The sequence below is a fragment of the Niveispirillum sp. KHB5.9 genome, assembly GCF_048066115.1.
Classification (GTDB): Bacteria; Pseudomonadota; Alphaproteobacteria; order Azospirillales; family Azospirillaceae; genus Niveispirillum.
The window spans coordinates 446,197-462,243 of the sequence record NZ_JBLTYX010000002.1 but is presented as its reverse complement, the minus strand read 5'-3'; the positions used below and the strand labels follow the sequence as shown (position 1 = coordinate 462,243).

The following is a 16,047-nucleotide window of genomic DNA, read 5'->3' as shown; positions in this document are numbered from 1 at the left end:
TCGGTTTCCCATCCATGATGGCAATCGAAACCGAAACGGCATGATGGCAGCACTTCCCGACAATCTGGCCTATGTCAGCGACGAGGAACCGGGCATCGCCCGGCGCCGCGTTGGCAAGGGCTTCAGCTATCGTGATCCGGGGGGGGCGACAATCCGCGACAGGCCGGTGCTGGACCGCATCCGCGCCCTGGCCATCCCGCCCGCCTGGACCGGTGTCTGGATCTGCCCCGACCCGGCCGGCCATGTCCAGGCCACCGGGCGCGATGGCAAGGGGCGCAAGCAGTATCTCTACCATCCCGCCTTCCGGCAAAGTCGGGAGCAGGCGAAATACGGCCATGTCCTGGCCTTCGCCCGTGCCCTGCCGGACCTGCGTGCCCGCATCGGACAGGACATGGCGCGGCGCGGGCTGGTGCGGGAGAAGGTGCTGGCCACCATCGTGCACCTGTTGGAAACCACCCTGATCCGCGTGGGCAACGAGGATTACGCGCGCCGCAACCGCAGCTTCGGCCTGACCACCCTGCGTGACCACCATGTCGCCATCGAGGGCAACCAGCTGCGTTTCCGCTTCAAGGGCAAGAGCGGGCGGGAATGGAACCTGGGCATCCGCGACCGGCGCATCGCCGCCATCGTCCGCCGTTGCCAGGACCTGCCGGGCCAGCGGCTGTTCCAGTATCTGGACGGTGACGGCAAGCGGCAGGCCGTCACCTCGGCCGACGTCAACGCCTATCTGCGCGAGGCGACGGGACAGGACATCACGGCCAAGGATTTCCGTACCTGGGCCGGCACGGTGCTGGCGGCGTTGGCCCTGAAGGAGTTCGGCGGCATCGACAACCAGGCCCAGGCCAAGCGCAACATCAAGCAGGCGATCGAGCATGTGGCGCGTCGGCTGGGCAACACCGTCACCATCTGCCGCAAATGCTATGTCCATCCCCAGGTGATCGAAGCCTATCTGGAAGGTGAACCCTTCCTGCCGGCGGTGAAGAGCCGGGTGGACCAGGCTCTGCGCGACGATATCGCCGCCTTGCGGCCCGAGGAGGCGGCCGTGCTGGCGCTGCTGCGCGGCCGGCTGTGCCAAGATGGCGGAGCCGGCCTGAAGGCGCTAGCCTTTGGGGGCCAAGCATAAGGGAGTGGTGCATGCGGCGGCTACATGCCGGAACCTATGACCGTCGGGGCGGTGCCGGACTGCATCCCATTGACCATTCCAGCACGCGTGGCTGGATGGCCGGCGATCCCTATGGCGGTGCCCGCAATGCCTCCTTCGGTGCCTGGTCTCCGCGCCACAACCTCCATTACCTTGTCGATGAGGGGGAGGGGACGCTGGGCGTGTTCCGGGAGGAGGAGGGCTGGTACAGGCTGGCCCGTGTGTCGTCACATGGTGGGGCACCCTGCTATCTGGCCCTGAGCGCCGACGAAACGCTGCTGGCCGTCGCCAATTATGCTGGCGGCAACATCGCCCTGTTCCGCCTGGACCCGACCGGCCTGCCCATCGAACCGCCGCAGGTGCGCGGCAATGAAGGGGGCGGTCCCGTCAAGGATCGGCAGGAAGGGCCGCATGCGCACTGCACCCTGTTCAGTCCCGACCAGCGCTGGCTCTACCATGTCGATCTGGGCACCGACGAGGTCCTGGCCCACGCGTTGGACCCGACCACCGGTACATTGGGGGAATGCCGGCTGGCCTTCTGCGCGCCGGCCGGGTCCGGCCCGCGCCACCTGCTGTTCCATCCGACCCGGCCCCAGGCGCTGCTGCTGGCCGAGCTTGCCAGCACCCTGACCGTCCTGGACGTGGGCGAAGGGTCCCTGTCGCCCGTGATGACGCTTTCCACGCTTGCCCCTGATGTGAAAGGGGAAAGCTTCGCCGGGCACCTGCTGCTCAACGACGCTGGTACCCGCGTGCATGTCACCAACCGTGGCCAGGACAGCATCGCAAGCTTCGCCTGGGACGAGGTGGGGGCACTCCACCTCGTCCGGCATGTGCCCAGCGGCGGTGCCTCCCCGCGCTTCTGCCTGCTGATCGATGGGGAGCGGCGATTGGCTGTCGCCAATGAAGAGGCGGGCAATGTCGCCCTGTTCGACATCCGGGCCGACGGAACGCCGTCCCCGTTCCATACCGTCATCCCCCTGAAAGGGGCGGCCTACCTCTTCGTCGCTCGACAAGGCTGACAACGCATCGGTGACATCCCGAGGTTCGGGCACAGGCTATGGGCCGAACCGTTTGGTAAATGACCAATTTTGACGCAGCGGCGGTTGGCGCACTGTCCGTCCGGCGTGCCGGGTGTCACCTTTCCCTGGATGTTTCTTGCCCTGACCCAGGGAGGCCGGGATGCCCGACGCCTTGATCCTTGCCCGCGCGCAATTCGCCTTCACGGTGAGCTTCCATTTCATCTTCCCGGCCTTCTCCATCGGCCTGGCCAGTTATCTGATGGTGCTGGAGGCGCTGTGGCTGAAGACCGGCAGCGGCGTCTATGCCAACCTCTACCGTTACTGGCTGAAGATCTTCGCCCTGGCCTTCGGCATGGGCGTGGTGTCGGGCATCGTCATGTCCTACCAGTTCGGCACCAACTGGTCGGTCTTCTCCGACAGGGCGGGACCGGTCATCGGGCCCCTGATGGCCTATGAGGTCCTGACCGCCTTCTTCCTGGAAGCGGGATTCCTGGGCGTCATGCTGTTCGGCATCAACAAGGTGGGAAGACGGCTGCATTTCCTGGCCACCTGCATGGTGGCGCTGGGCACGTTCATTTCCGCCTTCTGGATATTGTCGGTGAACAGCTGGATGCAGACGCCCACGGGTTTCGAGATCGCGGAGAACGGACAGTTCCTGCCGGGACCGGATTGGTGGGCCATCGTCTTCAATCCCAGCTTCCCCTATCGCCTGGTCCATACCGTGATCGCGGCCTATCTGACGACGGCGCTGGTGGTGGGTGCGGTGGGGGCCTGGCATCTGCTGGAGGACAGGACGAACCAGGGTGCGCGGCGCATGTTCTCCATGGCGATGTGGATGGTGGCAATCATGGCGCCCATCCAGATTTTCGCGGGCGACTTGCACGGGCTGAACACGCTGGAACACCAGCCGGTGAAGGTGATGGCCATGGAGGGCCATTATGACAGCCATCCCGACGGCGCGCCGCTGATCCTGTTCGGCATTCCCAACAGCGCGGAGAAGCGGATCGACTATGCGGTGCAGATCCCCAAGGCCTCATCGCTGATCCTGAAACATGATCCCGACGCGCCGCTGGCCGGGCTGGACAGCGTGCCCGACGATCTGGAACCGCCGGTGGGCATCGTCTTCTGGTCGTTCCGGGTCATGGTGGCGCTGGGCATGGCCATGCTGGGCCTGGGCCTGTGGAGCCTGCTGGCGCGTGCGCGCAGACGGCTCTACGACTGGACGCCCCTGCACCGGGCGGCCATCGCCATGGGGCCTGCCGGCTTCGTGGCCGTGCTGGCCGGGTGGGTCACGACGGAGGTGGGACGCCAGCCTTTCACAATCTACGGCCTGCTGCGCACGGCCGACAGCGCGGCACCGCTGGCGGCGCCGGCTGTCGCCGCCTCCCTGGTCGCCTTCATCATCGTCTATTTCGCAGTGTTCGGGGCAGGCACCTGGTACATCCTGCGACTGATGGCCAAGCCGCCGCAGCCGGGTGAACCGGCGCACCCGGCGGAGGGCGCGCCGGTCCGGGCGGCCGGCATCACGCCCGCCCCCGCCATGGAGGGAGGGACCCCGTCATGAGCGACCTGACCATCCTCTGGGCCGGCATCATCGCCTTCGCGGTCGCCGCCTATGTCGTCATGGACGGGTTCGACCTGGGCATCGGCATCCTGTTCCCCCTCTTTCGCGTGGGTGGGGAGCGCGACCGCGCCATGAACAGCATCGCCCCCGTCTGGGATGGGAACGAGACATGGCTGGTGCTGGGCGGCGGTGGGCTGATGGCGGCCTTCCCGCTGGCCTATGCCATCGTGCTGCCCGCCCTCTACGCCCCGATCATCGCCATGCTGCTGGGCCTGGTGTTCCGCGGCGTGGCATTCGAGTTCCGCTGGCGCGATCCTGCCCACCGCCATGTCTGGGATGCCAGTTTCTGTGTCGGCTCCATCATCGCCACCCTGGCCCAGGGCATCACGCTGGGCGCCCTTCTTCAGGGTATCCAGGTGGAGGGGCGGGCCTATGCCGGCGGCTGGTGGGACTGGTTGACCCCCTTCACCCTGCTGACCGGCGCCAGCCTGTTGGTGGGCTACGCGTTGCTGGGCGCCTGCTGGCTGATCTGGAAGACCGACGGGGCGATCCAGGTCCATGCCCGCCGGCTGGCCCTGCCGCTGGCCGTGGCATTGCTGCTGGCCATCGGCGCCGTCAGTGCGGCCACCCCCTTCCTGGAGGGCAAATATTACCAGCGCTGGTTCGATTGGCCGGGGGTGCTGGCCGCTGCGCAGATGCCGGTGCTGGTTGCCATCACGGGCTTTGTCCTGCTGCGTTCGATCAACCGGGCCAGGGACTGGCTGCCCTTCCTGATGACGCTGGTGCTGTTCGGGCTGTCGATGGCGGGGCTCGCCATTTCCATCTGGCCCGATGTCATTCCGGGACGCATCAGTATCTGGCAGGCGGCGGCGCCGGAACGCAGCCAGGCCTTCATGCTGATCGGTGTCGGGCTGCTGGTGCCGGTCATCATCGGTTATACGGTCTGGGCCTATTGGGTATTCCGGGGGAAGGTCGATGAAACCGGATATCACTGAAGACGCGCCAAAGGGGCTGGGCCACCGGCTGGTCTGGTTCGCCACGATCTGGCTGGGCAGCATCCTGGCGCTGGGCCTGGTGGCACTGGTGCTCCGTGCGGTTTTGAAGATGTGAGGCTATTATGGATCAATGGGTTGCACTGGAACGTGCCCAACTCAATACCAGACGCCCTTGCGCGGGCACGCGGTAATCGATGCGGTTGGTGGATGTCTCCGTCGCCTCCAGAACCTCGCCTGCCGCCGTGCAGATCCTGACGGCGCCGATCTTCCGGCGTTTCAGGCGCACGAGGCTCAACCGGGCGAAACATGTCTCCCCGCCGGTCAGCGCGAAGGTCAGCGAATGCGCGCCGGTGCGGTCCATCGCCCGCACGAAATGATCGCAGTACAGCAGGAACGGCGCGCCCTCGACATGGTGGAAGGCGCGGGTGGCGAAGATGAACGCGGCCCCCGCGCCGTATATTTCCTGCCCCACCTGTCCGGCTTTCTGCCCATCCGGATAGAGGTCTTCCAGCGGGAAGGAGAGCTTGGGATCGATATGGCCGTTGGCCTCGCGCTGTTTCGGTGAGAGCACTTCCGGGGGCAGCGCGTCGGGATAATAGTACCAGGCGCGGTCGAGCGCATATTTGCAATATTCCGCGATCAGGATACGCGCGGCGGGCTCCAGTTCCGGGCCGCTGTCATCCAGATAATGTTCGAAGGCGTTGAAGCTGTCGAAACATTCATACATCGCCATATAGGGCGCATCCTGCAGGCAGGTGACGCCCATGAAATTGCGGTAATGCCGGGCCAGCTCGATCTCGCTTTCCCAGATTTCGCAATTATGGAAGAAGCTGGCCAGATAGACGTAGCTCTGCTCCAGATAGATCCGCTCATCGGTGATCCGCCACAGCCGCATGCAGGCCGCCGCACCCCAAGCGGTCAGGTTCGCCTGATAGTTGATGTCGAAATGCAGGCCGATGGCGGCATCGATGGATGCCCGCGCTTCGTCCAGGAAGCGCGTTTCATGTGTCAGCCGGAATGCCTGCAGCATCACCCAGGCATAGAAGCCGCCGACATCGGTCTGGCCCCTGCCGTCGGCCGGGGCGACATCGGTGATGACGGAAAAGTCCGTGGTGTCGTACTGGATCGGCCAGCGGTACTTGAAGTGGCGGGCGGCCTTGATGGCGAAATCCAGCGACTTCATCAGCAGCCGGCGGGCCTCCTCATCGCCGTCCAGGGCCAGGAAGCCCAGATTGAGCAGCGGGTGGTAGAGATACCAGCTATCGACCGCGTCGGCATTCTTGTCGTCCCCGACATTGGGCAGGTAGCGGCGCAGGGAGCCCAGCTTGGGATCGTAGAATTTCTCCAGCCCCGCCTTGAATTCGGCTTCCAGCGGATGGGCCTCGCCCCGCCATTTTCCCCAATCATGGATCGCCGCGACGATCGATAGCTGGACCATGCTGTCGGGATATTCCGCCCCGGTATAGGGATGGATATAGCGGTGGCCGTAATGGGTGATCGTCGCCTCCAGCGCCTGGTCCAGATCGCACAGCGTCCGTTCCGACCGGTCCACCCAGTCGCGATAGTCGGTGGGCGGCAGGTCCAGCATCTTGTAGGCCACCCCCAGCATCTGCAGGAACTGGCGGGCGGATTCCCGCTCGTCCCCCGGTGCCTGATGGCGGAAGACCAGGATCGCGTCGGACAGCGTGACGGGGACGCCGGCTGGTAAGGGATCGGCGGGGGAAGTGCCGCCCTGTGCCGGCACCGGCGGCAGATAGCCCAGTTCCGGCCACATACCGCCGACCACACCTTCCGGCTTGGTCCCGGTGGCGTGGAAATAGTCGTTCAGCGCGGTCAGGTTCTGGAAATAGAGGACATTGCCGAAAGACGGCTCATCAATGTGGAAATAAAGGATGCCGGCATTCAGCCCCCGCTGTTCGGCTTCCACCCGCCCGCTGGCACCCAGTGGATCATCACGCCTGTCCAGCGGATAGAGATCACGGGGCATGGAGGGTAGGAGCAGGGGGAGCGCAGGCGTCAGCCGGACGGTCATGCGCAGATGCTCCAGCGCTTCCCCGCCGACGGTGAAGGCGACGACATGGTCGCCGGCGGCGCTGCGCACCGTCAGGCGGGCCGCTTCGCCGGGCTCCGGCCTTATCTTGTGGCAGGCGAAGTCCCCCGTCAGGTGTGCGGCGCGCAAGGCCACACCGCCCAGCCCCTGTCGGCGGATCAGTGCCCAGATGGAATCCCCAGCGGCGCAAAGCTCGACGGTGAGACCGCCCACGGTAAAGCTGGCCAGGGTTTCCCGGCGATCGTTCTTCAGCATCTGCCGCAGGGCCAGCACATGTGGGCTGACACCATCGGTGGCGGAAACGGCTCCAGCCACGGCCATCATGAACCCGATCCCCCGTCCGTTTCGCAGGTGCGGTAGCCTTATCGCAACGGGCTGGACGGCTTGTGGTTCCTGGAAATCGTTCACATTATTGTGCCGCTCCGTCCCAGCGTAATGTGGGGGGCGGGGGGAACAAAGCCAGCCTTGGCGCATTGTCATTGAGCGACCGGCCGACAGCACTGCCGGAACCGGTGCGGCTGTTCCTCCATTCTCCCCCCGGATTGAAGGACCCAACCGACATGCGAAACACGTGTGAGCCGGCCTTGTCCCGGCGCATCTTCATGGCGGCCGGTGCCGCTTCCGTGGCCGGTCCGGTGCTGGCCGCCGGTTCCCAGAACGCACCCGCGGCATCCACCGCCCAGCCTGCATCGGCGGTGGAGCCGGTGACGGCCAGGATTTCCTTCCAGGTCAATGGCGTGGCGCGCGAACTGGAGCTGGATACCCGCGTCACCCTGCTGGACGCGCTGCGCGAGCATCTGCGCCTGACCGGGACCAAGAAGGGCTGCGACCATGGCCAGTGCGGGGCCTGCACCGTGATGGTGGAGGGGCGGCGGATCAATTCCTGCCTCACCCTGGCGGTGATGCATGAAGGCGACGCGATCACCACCATCGAGGGGCTGGGAACACCCGACCGGCTGCACCCGATGCAGGCCGCCTTCGTCAAGCATGATGGTTACCAGTGCGGCTATTGCACGCCGGGCCAGATCTGTTCCGCCGTGGCGGTGCTGGAGGAGATCAGGGCCGGGGTGCCCAGCCATGTCACGCCCGATCTGGCCCAGGTGCCCAAGCTGGATGCCGACGAATTGCGGGAGAGGATGAGCGGCAACATCTGTCGCTGCGGCGCCTATTCCAACATCGTCGATGCCATGACCGAGGTGGCTGGGGGTGCGGCATGAGGCCTTTCAGCTATGAACGCGCCACCTCACCAGCCGCCGCCGCTGCGGCGGCCCGCCATCCAGGGGCACGCTTCATCGCCGGCGGCACCAACCTGCTGGACCTGATGAAGCTGGAGATCGAGACGCCGGAGCACCTGATCGATGTCAACGGCCTGGGGCTGGACAGGGTGGAGGCGACGGAGGAGGGCGGCCTGCGCATCGGGGCCCTGGTACGCAATACCGATCTGGCGGCTGATGCACGGGTGCGGCGCGACTATGCATTGCTGTCGCGCGCCCTTCTGGCCGGCGCCTCGGGCCAGCTGCGCAACAAGGCGACGACGGCGGGCAACCTGCTTCAGCGCACCCGCTGCCCCTATTTCTATGACACCAACCAGCCCTGCAACAAGCGCCAGCCCGGTGCCGGCTGTGCGGCCATCGGCGGGGTGGCAAGGCAACTGGCGGTGATCGGCACCAGCGAGGCCTGTATCGCCACCCATCCCAGCGACATGGCCGTGGCCATGCGGGTGCTGGATGCAGTGGTGGAGACGGTGAAGCCCGACGGGGCCGCCCGCCGCATCCCCATCGCCGATTTCCACCGGCTCCCGGGCAGCACACCGCACGTGGAGACGGCCCTGGCGGCAGGCGAGTTGATCACCGCCGTGACCCTGCCCAAGCCGCTGGGCGGGCGGCAGATTTATCGCAAGGTGCGCGACCGCGCCTCCTATGCCTTCGCCCTGGTTTCCGTGGCCGCGGTGGTGCAGCCGGACGGAACGGGACGCGTGGGGCTGGGTGGCGTAGCGCACCGGCCCTGGCGGATGGAAGCGGCCGACGCTTTGCTGCCCAAAGGGGCGAAGACGGTCATCGGCACCCTGCTGGCCGATGCCAAGCCCTCCCACGACAATGAATTCAAGATCGCCCTGGCCGAGCGCACACTGGTCGCTGTTCTCAAGCAAGTGGAGGGCTGAGCCATGAAGTTCGACAAGCCAGCCACCACCAACCCCATCGATCGGCTGACGGTGGTGGGCAAGCCGCATGACCGTATCGACGGTCCCCTGAAGGTTTCGGGTACGGCGCGTTATGCCCATGAACAGCATGAGGTGGCGGCCAATCAGGCCTATGGCTATGTCGTGGCCGCCGGTATCGCCAAGGGCCGCATCAAGCACATGGACCTGTCGGCGGCCCGCAAGGCATCCGGGGTCCTGGCCATCGTCACCGCCGACAATGCCGGCAAGCTGACCAAGGGCAATTACAATACGGCCAAGCTGTTGGGTGGGCCGGAGATCGAGCATTACCACCAGGCCATCGCCCTGGTCGTGGCGGAAAGCTTCGAACAGGCCCGCGCCGCTGCCGCCCTGGTGCGCGTGGATTACGCGCCGGTCGCTGGCAACCACGATCTGGCCGGAGCCAAGGACAAGGCGGTGAAGCCTAAGGGCGGCGGGTTCGGCGGTGAACCCGATACGGCGGTCGGCGATTTCGCCAAGGCCTTCGCCGAGGCGCCGGTGACGCTGGACGAAACCTATACGACACCCGACCATTCCCACGCGATGATGGAACCGCACGCCACGGTAGCCGCCTGGAACGGCGACCGGCTGACGGTGTGGACCGCCAATCAGATGATCGACTGGAGCCGGGGCGATCTGGCCCGCACGCTGGGCATGCCGAAGGACAAGGTGCGGCTGGTGTCGCCCTATATCGGCGGCGGGTTCGGGGGCAAGCTGTTCGTGCGCGCCGACGCGCTGCTGGCCGCATTGGGTGCCCGGCAGGCGGGGCGGCCGGTGAAGGTGGCGTTGCCCCGGCCGCTGATCGCCAACAATACCACCCACCGTCCCGCCACCATCCAGCGCATCCGCATCGGCGCCACCAAGGATGGTCGCATCACCGCCATCGGGCATGAGGGCTGGTCCGGTGACCTGCCGGGCGGCGGGCCGGAAACAGCGGTGAACCAGACGCGCCTGCTCTATGCCGGGGCCAACCGCATGACGGCAACAAGATTGGCCACGCTGGACCTGCCGGAAGGCAACGCCATGCGCGCACCGGGGGAGGCGCCGGGCATGATGGCGCTGGAGATCGCCATGGATGAAATGGCGGAAAAGCTGGGCATCGATCCGATCGAATTCCGGGCGCTGAACGATACCCAGGTCGATCCCGAAATGCCCAAGCGCCGCTATTCCCAACGCCAGTTGGTGGAATGCATGCGCCAGGGTGCCGAGAAATTCGGCTGGAACCGGCGCAGCACCAAGCCGGCGCATACGCGCGACGGCAAGTGGCTGATCGGCATGGGGGTGGCGGCGGCGTTCCGCAACAACCTGCTGACCAAGTCGGCGGCACGGGTCCGGCTGGACCGCCGGGGCCGACTGGTGGTGGAAACCGACATGACCGATATCGGTACCGGTTCCTACACCATCATCGCCCAGACGGCGGCGGAGATGCTGGGCCTGCCCCTGAACGCCGTTCTGGTGCGGTTGGGCGACAGCGATCTGCCCGTCTCTGCCGGGTCCGGCGGCCAATGGGGGGCGAACAATGCCACGGCCGGCGTCTATGCGGCCTGCGTGAAGCTGCGGGAGGCGGTGGTACAGCGCCTGGGCTTCAATTCCGCCGATGCGGTCTTCGAAGATGGCCAGGTCCGGTCGGGCAACCGCACGGTGCCGTTGACCCAGGCGGTGGTGCAGGGCGATCTGGTGGGTGAGGACGGGATCGAATATGGCGACCTGGACAAGCAGTACCAGCAATCCACCTTCGGCGCCCATTTCGTGGAGGCGGCGGTGGATGCCTTCACCGGCGAGATCAGAGTCAGGCGGATGCTGGCCGTCTGTGCCGCCGGCCGCATCCTGAACCCGAAATCGGCACGCAGCCAGGTGATCGGCGCCATGACCATGGGTGTGGGCGCCGCCTTGATGGAGGAACTGGCCGTAGATCGGCGGCGGGGCTTCTTCGTCAATCATGACCTGGCCGGATATGAAGTGCCGGTGCATGCCGACATCCCGCATCAGGAGGTGATCTTCCTGGATGAAACGGACCCGCTCTCATCGCCGATGAAGGCCAAGGGGGTGGGGGAGTTGGGCATATGCGGTGCCGGTGCCGCCGTGGCCAATGCCGTCTACAACGCGACAGGTATCCGTGTCCGCGACTATCCCGTCACCCTGGACAAGCTGATCCGGGATCTGCCGGACGCGGTTTGAGCCAGCCGATGGCCAGTCTGGCTCCCCAGGACCATGTCAGCGAGGAAGAGTGCGCCCGCGGGTTGCGCCTGCTCGTCGTGGAGGCGGCTTTTTCCGGTGGCGGTGGCGCGCTGACATCGGGTGTGATCCTGGCCGCCTTCGCGCTGCATCTGGGCGCGTCCAACGCCATGATCGGCATACTGGCCAGCGCGCCGTTCCTGGCCCAGCTGCTGCAATTGCCGGCGATCCTGCTGGTGGAGCGTCTGCGTCAGCGCAAGCGGATCGCGGTCCTGTCCAGCGTGGTGGGACGGCTGATGCTGGGCGTGATGGCGGCCACCGCCTTCTTCACCGGCATGACCCCGCTGCTGGTCTTCCTGGGCGCGCAATTCGTGCTGTGCGGGCTGGGAGCCGTAGGGTCCTGTGCCTGGAACGCCTGGCTGCGCGATCTGGCCCCGGAAAAGCAGTTGGGCCAGGTGTTCGCCAGACGGACGGCATGGGTGACTGCCATCAATCTGATACTGGGCCTGACCGCGGCCTTCGCGCTGGACACGACCGGGGAGGGTTCGCCGCAGCGTGACATCCTGTTCGCCTGCATGTTTGCGGCCGGCTGCGTCACCGGGCTGATCAGTGCCCGCATCGTGTCGCACATGCCGGAGCCCGCCATGCCGCCGCCCGCCGATGGGCCCGCCCCCCGGCTGCGTGCGTTGCTGGTCCAGCCCCTGCGCGACGGCAATTTCCGCCAGTTGCTGGTGTTCATCGGCAGCTGGCAGTTCGCGGTCAACCTGGCCACGCCCTTCTTCACCGTCTTCATCGTCAAGCAGCTGGGCTTCGATATCGGCCTGGTGATGATCCTGAATGTGGTCAGCCAGATCGCCAACATCCTGGCCTTGCGCTTCTGGGGGCGGCTCAGCGACCGGTTTGCCAACAAGCCCGTCCTGGCCGTCTGTGCACCCGTCTATATCCTGTCCATCGTGGGGATGATCGGTGCCTCGCAACTGGGCGACCCGGATCTGGTGACGGGATGGCTGGTGCTGCTGCATGTCTTCATGGGGGCGGCGGTGGCCGGGGTGACCCTGACCGCCACCAACATCGCGCTGAAATTGTCGCCGCGGGGCAGCGCCACCGCCTATATCGCGGTCAGCGCCACGGTCACGGCTGTGGCGGCGGGGATCGCCCCCATCCTGGGCGGGTTGCTGGCCGATTTCTTCACCGAGCGGAAATTGGAACTGCTGCTGAGCTGGACCAATCCGCGCGGCGTTTTCGATTTCCCGCTGATCCTCACCAGCTGGGATTTCTATTTCCTGCTGGCCGGCCTGTTCGGATTCTACGCCATGCATCGGTTGACGCTGGTCGCCGAACAGGGGGAGATCGAGCCGCGCGAGATGATGGGTGAGGTGCTGAACGAGACCATCCGCAGCATCCGCAATATCTCCAGCGTCGCGGGCCTGCGCGGAGCGACAGTGATCCCGCCATCGCTGCCCCGCGACGCGCGGATACGGTTACGCTTGGCTCGGGCGCGCGCCAGACGCCAGCTGGCCCATTCCTGAGTGCTTGGCGGGAAGGTCAGTGCCGACGCTGCCACCAGTTGCGCAAGGCCATCCATTTGTCCAGGAGCCACATCACGAAGGCCGCGATGGGCCTGCGCAGGAACGGCACGTCGATCGCGATCAGCAAAAGCCCGACAGGCAGCATCTCGATGCTGACGATGGGCAGGAACCACAGGAAACCCGCGCAGATCAGCAGCATCCCCAGCACCAGACGGACGCGCCGCGCACGCGGACTGCGCAGCCATTCCAGCACACGAACGGCGGCCGGCGGCAATTCCCGCTCCAGCCGGTCATAGGCTGCGTTCAGTTCGTCTTCGCCGTCATTGCGGTGATGCATTCACGCAGGCTCCACGGATGACTGACAGGAAGGTTATCCGCGCCGGACAGGCGATACCGGTCAGCCTGCGCTGATATTGGTGATGATGGCGGCCACGACCATCGCGACGATGGCGAGCGCGATGCCGACCCCCAGCACATAGCGCATGGGCTTCACTTCCACGGCCTGGCGTTCCGGCGGGACGGAGGTCACGACAGGGCCGTTCTCCTTGATGCGCAGGCGTTCCTCGGAAACATCGGGATCGTTCCGGTCGGGTGTGTATTTGATGTCCGACATGACGGTACTCCTGTGTCGGCGGTGTCATCCGTCTGTCTTTGGTCAACGCGACCTGGATATTGATGTTCCATTTCCTGATGCTGGTCGGGGAACCTCACCCCGCTGCTCCCGTTGGCCCCAGGAGGACAGCAGGGGAGCGGGGCTATGGCCGGCGGATTTCTGACCGCGCATATGACATCGCACATGGTAGCGATGAACCTGCTGGCCCCGGCATTGGTCCTGGTGGGTCAGCGCTTCCTGCCCGTGGCCGGTACATCATCCTGGTTGCCGGCGGCCACTTTCTGCCAGATGACATTGCTCTGGGGCTGGCATATGCCGGCCGTGCTGGAACTGGCGATGCACAACCCGTTGCTGATGGGGCTGATGCATCTGTCGCTGTTTGTTGCCGCCTGCTGGTTCTGGACTTGCATCGTTTCCGCCACGCGGTCGGGGGAATGGCAGCCGCTGCCGGCCCTGCTGATCACCGGCAAGCTGTTCTGCCTGCTGGGTGTGCTGCTGGTCTTCGCGCCGCGCCCGATCTATGCGATGGCGGGCCATGTCGATCCCATGCTGCTGGTGGATCAGCAATTCGCCGGCCTGCTGATGCTGACGGCCTGTCCGCTGGTCTATGTTTCTGCCGCCATCACCGCTGCCCGCCGCTGGCTGCGTCGTGTCGATGGCGCCGCGTGGCGGCCGGCAAGCAATGGCGGGGACGCCGGTTAGATGCTGGCCAGGCGCCGTCCCCTTCATCACGGCATGGTGCTGACCGTGCTGGGTGCCTTGCTGGCCGGGCTGCTGGTGGCGCTGGCCGGCATCTACAATGTCGCCGCCTCATCCCGGCATTTCGCCTTCACCGACCGCCTGCTGAAACTGGTGTTGAACCGGTCCATCGCCACCTACAGCCTGGGGATCGAGCCTTTGCCGATGGATCGGCCGGGCATGGTGGAACTGGGTGCCCGGCATTTCGCCGCCGGCTGCCAGCCGTGCCATGCCGGGCCGGGCAAGGCGCAAAACCCCATCGCCGCCGGCATGTATCCGGCCGCCCCGGCGTTGGGCGACAATGTCGGGCACTGGAACGATGCCGAACTGTTCTGGATCGTGCGCCACGGGCTGAAATTCACCGGCATGCCGCAATGGCCGGGCGATGGCCGCGATGATGAGATTTGGCCCGTCGTCGCCTTCATGCGCCAACTGCCCGACATGCCGGCGGCGCGTTACAAGGCGCTGACCGGGACGGAGGGCAGCGGCTTCTCCTTTGAAGGCGGGGCGGCGACGCTGGCGCTGTGCGCCAATTGCCATGGCGACGCACGCCGGCCGCCGGTGTCCGATCTGGCCCCGCCGCTGCAGGGCCAGAACAGAGACTATCTGGTTCGGGCCATGGCGGAATATGCCGCCGATCAGCGGCAGAGCGGCATGATGGAGCCGGTGGCCGTCGCCCTGTCGCCGGAGACGATCCGCGAACTGGCCGGCACCTACGCCGCCATGTCACCCATTGCCGCCCCATCGCCTGATCGGGGAAATGAAGCGACGGGGGAGGTGATCGCCAGACGGGGCCTGCGGGAGCAGAATGTCGGCGCCTGCCTGTCTTGTCATGATGGTGGCCGGTCCATGCAGTTCCCTCGCCTGGACGGCATGTCCCAGCCCTATATGGCGCAGCAGTTGCGGCTGTTCCGCGACGGGGTGCGGGGGGGTACGCCGCATGCGGAGATGATGCGGTCGGTGGCGGCCCGCCTGACCGACCGGCAGATCGACGATGTGACGGCCTGGCTGGCGGGTCGGTCGACATCGGGTCCACAAGGTGCGCCATGAGGGGGCGCTGGGCATTCCTGCTGCTGCCGCTGGCGGGATGCGGTGGCGTGCAGTCGGCCCTGTCGCCGACGGGGGCGGAGGCGCGGGAGATCGGCCTGCTGTTCTGGATTTCCGCCGGGCTGGCGATCTTCGTGACCTTGCTGGTCGGCGTCCTGTTGCTGCTGTCGCTGTACGGGTCGGCATCGGTGCGCGAACGGATCGCTTCGCAACGGGTGATCGTGGCCGGCGGTATCGTCTTTCCCACCGTGGCGCTGAGCCTGCTGCTGTTCTATGGGCTGGTGGTCATGCAGGCCGGCATCTCGCGTTCCGCCGGCGCGGATGGCCCGACTGTCACTATCATTGGCAAACAATGGTGGTGGCATGTGGTCTATGAGCTGCCGGACGGTCGCTGTGTCGCCAGCGCCAATGAGTTGCGCCTGCCCGTGGGCCGCCGCGTGGCCTTGCGACTGGAGACCGACGACGTCATCCACAGTTTCTGGGCGCCGCAACTGGGCGGCAAGCTGGACATGATCCCCGGCCGCAGCAATGTCCTGACCATCCAGGCCGACCGCACCGGTATCAGCCGGGCGCAATGCGCGGAATATTGCGGCGGGGCGCATGCGCTGATGTCCATGCATGTCGCGGCCATGGAAGCGGCCGATTACGATGCCTGGCTGATGGCCGAAGCCGCACCCGCCCGGCCGTCACAGGGGGCCGATGCGCTGAAAGGAAAGCGGCTGTTCTTCGAGAATGGCTGCGACGCCTGCCACACGGTGCGCGGCACCGATGCCGCCGGGCTGGCGGGGCCGGACCTGACCCATGTCGGCAGCCGCCATTCCCTGGCCGCCGCAACCCTGCCCAATGATCGCGAGGCCCTGGCGCGCTGGCTGGTCGACAACCAGCACATCAAGCCCGGCAATTTCATGCCGGAATATCCGATGCTGGACCCGCCATCATTGGCCGCACTGGCGGCCTATCTGGACGGGCTGGAGTAGAT

Annotated in this window: 15 protein-coding genes; 12 read left to right on the top strand and 3 right to left on the bottom strand. The window is 66.1% G+C overall.

Features of this window, described 5'->3' with window-relative positions; genetic code table 11:
- Nucleotides 1-40 precede the first annotated feature (40 nt).
- From ACM9HJ_RS06600 to ACM9HJ_RS06580, 5 genes are all read left to right on the top strand, one after another.
- A complete protein-coding gene (locus ACM9HJ_RS06600; RefSeq protein ID WP_416570910.1) occupies nt 41-1,123 on the top strand; it encodes a DNA topoisomerase IB in 1,083 nt (360 codons plus the stop codon).
- An 11-nt stretch (nt 1,124-1,134) separates the two neighbouring features.
- A complete protein-coding gene (locus ACM9HJ_RS06595) occupies nt 1,135-2,160 on the top strand; it encodes a lactonase family protein (RefSeq protein ID WP_416570909.1) in 1,026 nt (341 codons plus the stop codon).
- A 160-nt stretch (nt 2,161-2,320) separates the two neighbouring features.
- Nucleotides 2,321-3,724 carry a cytochrome ubiquinol oxidase subunit I gene (locus ACM9HJ_RS06590; protein WP_416570908.1) on the top strand — a complete coding sequence of 468 codons (1,404 nt, stop codon included), beginning with the start codon at nt 2,321-2,323 and terminating at the stop codon, nt 3,722-3,724.
- Nucleotides 3,721-4,719: a cytochrome d ubiquinol oxidase subunit II gene (cydB, locus tag ACM9HJ_RS06585; protein WP_416570907.1), complete on the top strand. Its 999-nt coding sequence runs from the start codon at nt 3,721-3,723 to the stop codon at nt 4,717-4,719. Before ACM9HJ_RS06590 ends, cydB begins: the two co-directional genes overlap by 4 nt.
- Nucleotides 4,700-4,834 carry a DUF2474 family protein gene (locus ACM9HJ_RS06580; protein WP_416570906.1) on the top strand — a complete coding sequence of 45 codons (135 nt, stop codon included), beginning with the start codon at nt 4,700-4,702 and terminating at the stop codon, nt 4,832-4,834. The genes cydB and ACM9HJ_RS06580 overlap by 20 nt, the downstream gene beginning before the upstream one ends.
- A gap of 12 nt (nt 4,835-4,846) precedes the next feature.
- Here ACM9HJ_RS06580 and ACM9HJ_RS06575 read toward each other — a convergent pair whose 3' ends face one another.
- Nucleotides 4,847-7,093: a hypothetical protein gene (locus tag ACM9HJ_RS06575; RefSeq protein ID WP_416570905.1), complete on the bottom strand. Its 2,247-nt coding sequence runs from the start codon at nt 7,091-7,093 to the stop codon at nt 4,847-4,849.
- 218 nt (nt 7,094-7,311) lie between these two features.
- On the opposite strand from ACM9HJ_RS06575, the gene paoA reads away from it, so the two are divergent.
- From paoA to ACM9HJ_RS06555, 4 genes are read left to right on the top strand one after another with little or no spacing between them, the layout of a single operon-like run.
- Nucleotides 7,312-7,986, top strand: a complete 675-nt coding sequence (gene paoA, locus ACM9HJ_RS06570; RefSeq protein ID WP_416570922.1) for an aldehyde dehydrogenase iron-sulfur subunit PaoA — start codon at nt 7,312-7,314, stop codon at nt 7,984-7,986.
- Nucleotides 7,983-8,930, top strand: coding sequence for an FAD binding domain-containing protein (locus ACM9HJ_RS06565; protein WP_416570904.1), 948 nt, complete (start codon nt 7,983-7,985; stop codon nt 8,928-8,930). Before paoA ends, ACM9HJ_RS06565 begins: the two co-directional genes overlap by 4 nt.
- Nucleotides 8,931-8,933: 3 nt before the next feature.
- A complete protein-coding gene (gene paoC, locus ACM9HJ_RS06560; RefSeq protein WP_416570903.1) occupies nt 8,934-11,144 on the top strand; it encodes an aldehyde oxidoreductase molybdenum-binding subunit PaoC in 2,211 nt (736 codons plus the stop codon).
- Entirely contained in the window at nt 11,141-12,670 is a 1,530-nt protein-coding gene (locus tag ACM9HJ_RS06555; protein ID WP_416570902.1) for an MFS transporter, read from the top strand. The genes paoC and ACM9HJ_RS06555 overlap by 4 nt, the downstream gene beginning before the upstream one ends.
- A 16-nt stretch (nt 12,671-12,686) precedes the next feature.
- On the opposite strand, the gene ACM9HJ_RS06550 is transcribed toward ACM9HJ_RS06555, so the two are convergent.
- Both ACM9HJ_RS06550 and ACM9HJ_RS06545 read right to left on the bottom strand, forming a co-directional pair.
- Complete coding sequence (locus ACM9HJ_RS06550) at nt 12,687-13,007, bottom strand: hypothetical protein (RefSeq protein WP_416570901.1); 321 nt, start codon at nt 13,005-13,007, stop codon at nt 12,687-12,689.
- A 60-nt stretch (nt 13,008-13,067) separates the two neighbouring features.
- Nucleotides 13,068-13,283 carry a hypothetical protein gene (locus ACM9HJ_RS06545; RefSeq protein ID WP_416570900.1) on the bottom strand — a complete coding sequence of 72 codons (216 nt, stop codon included), beginning with the start codon at nt 13,281-13,283 and terminating at the stop codon, nt 13,068-13,070.
- Between the two features lie 144 nt (nt 13,284-13,427).
- Here ACM9HJ_RS06545 and ACM9HJ_RS06540 point away from each other — a divergent pair, with 144 nt between their 5' ends.
- From ACM9HJ_RS06540 to ACM9HJ_RS06530, 3 genes are read left to right on the top strand one after another with little or no spacing between them, the layout of a single operon-like run.
- Entirely contained in the window at nt 13,428-13,985 is a 558-nt protein-coding gene (locus ACM9HJ_RS06540; protein WP_416570899.1) for a cytochrome c oxidase assembly protein, read from the top strand.
- Nucleotides 13,986-15,071 carry a c-type cytochrome gene (locus ACM9HJ_RS06535; protein ID WP_416570898.1) on the top strand — a complete coding sequence of 362 codons (1,086 nt, stop codon included), beginning with the start codon at nt 13,986-13,988 and terminating at the stop codon, nt 15,069-15,071.
- A complete protein-coding gene (locus ACM9HJ_RS06530) occupies nt 15,068-16,045 on the top strand; it encodes a c-type cytochrome (RefSeq protein ID WP_416570897.1) in 978 nt (325 codons plus the stop codon). Before ACM9HJ_RS06535 ends, ACM9HJ_RS06530 begins: the two co-directional genes overlap by 4 nt.
- The last annotated feature ends 2 nt before the right edge of the window (nt 16,046-16,047 follow it).

Bases quoted from the DNA above. Each gene is read 5' to 3' on its own strand.
- ACM9HJ_RS06565 (WP_416570904.1), top strand. From the start codon at position 7,983: ATGAGGCCTTTCAGCTATGAACGCGCCACCTCACCAGCCGCCGCCGCT.
- ACM9HJ_RS06540 (WP_416570899.1), top strand. From the start codon at position 13,428: ATGGCCGGCGGATTTCTGACCGCGCATATGACATCGCACATGGTAGCG.
- paoC (WP_416570903.1), top strand. From the start codon at position 8,934: ATGAAGTTCGACAAGCCAGCCACCACCAACCCCATCGATCGGCTGACG.
- ACM9HJ_RS06595 (WP_416570909.1), top strand. From the start codon at position 1,135: ATGCGGCGGCTACATGCCGGAACCTATGACCGTCGGGGCGGTGCCGGA.
- ACM9HJ_RS06600 (WP_416570910.1), top strand. From the start codon at position 41: ATGATGGCAGCACTTCCCGACAATCTGGCCTATGTCAGCGACGAGGAA.
- ACM9HJ_RS06530 (WP_416570897.1), top strand. From the start codon at position 15,068: ATGAGGGGGCGCTGGGCATTCCTGCTGCTGCCGCTGGCGGGATGCGGT.
- ACM9HJ_RS06535 (WP_416570898.1), top strand. From the start codon at position 13,986: ATGCTGGCCAGGCGCCGTCCCCTTCATCACGGCATGGTGCTGACCGTG.
- ACM9HJ_RS06550 (WP_416570901.1), bottom strand. From the start codon at position 13,007: ATGCATCACCGCAATGACGGCGAAGACGAACTGAACGCAGCCTATGAC.
- ACM9HJ_RS06580 (WP_416570906.1), top strand. From the start codon at position 4,700: ATGAAACCGGATATCACTGAAGACGCGCCAAAGGGGCTGGGCCACCGG.
- ACM9HJ_RS06545 (WP_416570900.1), bottom strand. From the start codon at position 13,283: ATGTCGGACATCAAATACACACCCGACCGGAACGATCCCGATGTTTCC.
- cydB (WP_416570907.1), top strand. From the start codon at position 3,721: ATGAGCGACCTGACCATCCTCTGGGCCGGCATCATCGCCTTCGCGGTC.
- ACM9HJ_RS06575 (WP_416570905.1), bottom strand. From the start codon at position 7,093: ATGATGGCCGTGGCTGGAGCCGTTTCCGCCACCGATGGTGTCAGCCCA.
- ACM9HJ_RS06590 (WP_416570908.1), top strand. From the start codon at position 2,321: ATGCCCGACGCCTTGATCCTTGCCCGCGCGCAATTCGCCTTCACGGTG.